Source organism: Mycobacterium sp. TH-M103, from assembly GCF_057473785.1.
In genome coordinates this window covers 1-3,087 of record NZ_JBYCLG010000201.1, presented here as the reverse complement: position 1 = coordinate 3,087, position 3,087 = coordinate 1, and the positions used below count along the sequence as shown (strand labels likewise).

At 72.0% G+C, this 3,087-nt stretch carries 3 protein-coding genes and 1 pseudogene; 3 read left to right on the top strand and 1 reads right to left on the bottom strand.

Features of this window, described 5'->3' with window-relative positions:
- The coding region (locus AC2VOR_RS11090; RefSeq protein WP_486963791.1) for an aldehyde dehydrogenase family protein at window positions 1-268 on the top strand (268 nt) is incomplete at its 5' end.
- 21 nt (window positions 269-289) lie between these two features.
- Here the strand turns inward: AC2VOR_RS11090 and AC2VOR_RS11085 are convergent.
- Window positions 290-751 (bottom strand): SRPBCC family protein, encoded by a 462-nt coding sequence (locus AC2VOR_RS11085; RefSeq protein WP_486963790.1) that lies wholly within the window; start codon window positions 749-751, stop codon window positions 290-292.
- A 116-nt stretch (window positions 752-867) separates the two neighbouring features.
- Between AC2VOR_RS11085 and AC2VOR_RS11080 the strand changes: the two genes are divergently transcribed.
- Window positions 868-1,092 (top strand): hypothetical protein, encoded by a 225-nt coding sequence (locus tag AC2VOR_RS11080; protein ID WP_486963789.1) that lies wholly within the window; start codon window positions 868-870, stop codon window positions 1,090-1,092.
- Window positions 1,093-1,414: 322 nt separating this feature from the next.
- Window positions 1,415-3,087 (top strand): annotated as a pseudogene (locus tag AC2VOR_RS11075) (cation-translocating P-type ATPase); the annotation flags it as partial.

The following is a 3,087-nucleotide window of genomic DNA, read 5'->3' as shown; positions in this document are numbered from 1 at the left end:
CGACCTCGACCACGCCGTCGCGCTGGCCAACGACACCGACTACGGCCTGGCCGGCTACGTCTCGGGGGCCGACCTCGACACGGCGCGCGCCGTGGCGCGCAGGATCCGGGCGGGGTGGGTGACCATCAACCACGCCTTCGACCTCAATGCGCCGTTCGGCGGCTACAAGCGCAGCGGCAACGGCCGAGAGTGGAGCTCGTTCGGGTTCCATGAGTACCTGGAGGTCAAGAGCATCCTGGGCTACGCACCCGACAAATCCGCCCAGTAGTCTGGCGAGAGCGGCTGTCGCTCAAGCGTTTTCGAAGTGGTGCCGGATACCGGCCAGCATCGCGGTGTGCGCTTTGACCGCCTCGCGCGTCGTCACCGGGGCCAGCGGCCGCGGCGCCGTGATGCGGATGCGCTCGGTGAGCCGGGTGCCGCCGCGGGCCGGCTCGAAGCTCACCGTTCCCCGCAGGCGCACCCCGGGGGACTGGTCGGCCTCGGTCCGCACGTCGCCGTCGGCCGGCACGTGCAGCGTTGCCCGGTAGGTGATCCGCAAACTCAACGGCCCCAGCGGGATCCGGTCGACCACGCGATAGCCCTGGCGGTAGCCGTCGGGGGTGTCGACGCGCGGCCCGGCCGCCACGGACACGATCAGCGGATGCACGACCTTGATGTTGTCCAGGTCGACGTAGAAGTCACGGACCCGATCCGGTGCGGCGGGTACCTGTTCGGACAGCGTCCGCTCGGCGTGGGCGAACCACCAACTCATGGGTGACAACCTAGCCCGGCGCGGGCGGCCGGCAAGCGCGGAAGGCCGCCACGCCCCCCAAGGTTCCCGCCGGCGGCATATTCCCTCGCCCGCGGAATTGACCTAACGTGTCATGGATGGAGCCAGACGCAACTCCGGAGTCGGTGCCGGTCGAGAAATTGCACTCGGGCGACCCGATCATCGATTGTGGTCAGCGGTACATCGTTCTCGAATCCAAAGCCCTCGGCGAGGGTTGCGTGGTCCTCGAACTGGAGTCCAGGGTGGACCACCACCTGCAGGTCATCGAGAAGACCTTCCCGGCGGGTTACCAGGTCGGACGCTCGAACCACCGGTATCTGTAGGCCCGATTCCCGGGGCCGGGCAGCGCGTGCCGTATTCCTCGCGCCACTCCATTTCCTCTGACGTCCAGGCCATTTCAGGAGACGATCACGCCATCGGGGCCTGCTGATCCCCCGCCACGCGCGCGTGCATCACGTTTCGCCCTCTGGCGAACCCGGTAAGCTTTTCGGAAGTGAAGCGATTCGACACGCACGTCGACCGCGCGATTCCCGAGCCGCCGCGTTCTCCGGTGTCATCGCCCGGCCTTGGTCCCGCGCACCTGTGGACAGGCTCCCGGCGCGCCAGGATCATTAGGCGCGGTAGACGTGATCGAAGGGTGACGGAATGAGGATTCCCGGTGTGGCCGGCGTCATCGCCGGTGTGACCGGCGGAGCCGCGGAGGTCCTCCGAGCCGGCGTCTCCACCGCAGCAGGTGCCGTGGGCGCGGTGCAGATGCTGACCAGTCCGGTCACCGAGCTGGCCGGTCCCGTGATGCAGTCGATGGCGCAGACGACGGGCCGGGCGATCGGCATCGGTGGTGCCTCCTCCAACGGTTCGGCGAACCACGTAATGCCGCAGGTGCGCTGGCAGAGCGGGCGCCGGGTGCACCTCGACCTCGACCCGCTGCTGCCGTTCCCCAGCTGGCACGAGCACGCGCCCGTCGTCGAGGAGCCGGTGCGCAGGATTCCCGGCGTGGCCACGGCCCACGTGGAGGGAGCCCTGGGCCGGCTGGTGGTCGAACTGGACAGCAAAGCCGACTGCGACGCGGTCCTCGACGAGGTGCGCCGAACGGTCTCCCGCGTGGCCGAGGACCTGACACTGGCCGGGGCGCGGCCGGCCACCCGCACCGCTCCGTTCGCCGACCCGGGCAACCCGCTGGCGATCCTGGTGCCCCTGACGGCCGCGGCGATGGACGTCGCGGCGATCGGTGCAGCGGTCACCGGCTGGGTGGGCCGGCTACCCGTAGCGCCGCGCAGCGCGCGCGCCGCGTCGGCCCTGCTGAACCACCAGCCGCGGATCGTCTCGGTCCTGGAGTCTCGGCTGGGGCGGGTCGGCACCGACGTCTTACTCAGCGCCTCGGCGGCGGTGTCCAACGGTCTGACCCAGGCGATCGGCACGCCGATGCTGGACCTCGCGCAACGCAGCCTGCAGATCTCCGAGGCGGCCGCACACCGGCAGCGGTGGCGCGAGCGCGAACCCGAACTCGCCTCGCCCCGACGGCCGCAGGCCCCGGTGGTGCCGGTCATCTCCTCGGCCGGGCCCAAATCGCAGGCCGTGCGGCACAACTCGGCGGCCGCGGCCGCCGGTGAGGCGTCCCACGTCATGGTCGGCGGCGCCGTCGACGCCGCCATCGACACCGCGAAGGGCTCGATGGCCGGGCCCGTCGAGGAATACGCCGACCAGGCCGCCAACGCGTCGCTGATCGCCGCGGCGACCGCCTTGCTGGCCGGCGGTGGCACCGAGGACGCCGCCGGCGCGCTGCTGGCCGGGGTGCCCAGAGCCGCCCACATGGGCCGCCAGACGTTCGCCGCGGTGCTGGGCCGCGGACTGGCCAACGCCGGGCAGCTGATCCTCGACCCCGGGGCCCTGCGCCGGCTGGACCGGGTCAAGGTCGTCGTCATCGACGGGGCGGCGCTGCGCGGCGACCACCGCGCCGTGCTGCGGGCGCACGGGGACATGCCGGGCTGGGACGACGACCGGGTCTATGAGGTCGCCGACGCGCTGCTGCACGCCGAGCAGCCGCCCGAACCCGACCCCGACGAGCTGCCGGCCACCGGGGCGCGGCTGCGTCGGGTGCCCACCCAGGGCCCGTCGGCGGCGCCGGCCCAGGGCCTCGAGCATGCCGACCTCGTCATCGACGGCGAGGTCGTGGGCAGCGTCGACGTGGGCTGGGAGGTCGATCCCTTCGCGATCCCGCTGCTGCAGACCGCGCACCGCACCGGCGCCCGGGTGGTGCTGCGCCACGTCGCGGGCACCGAGGACCTCACGGCCAGCGTCGCGGTGACCCACCCGCCGGG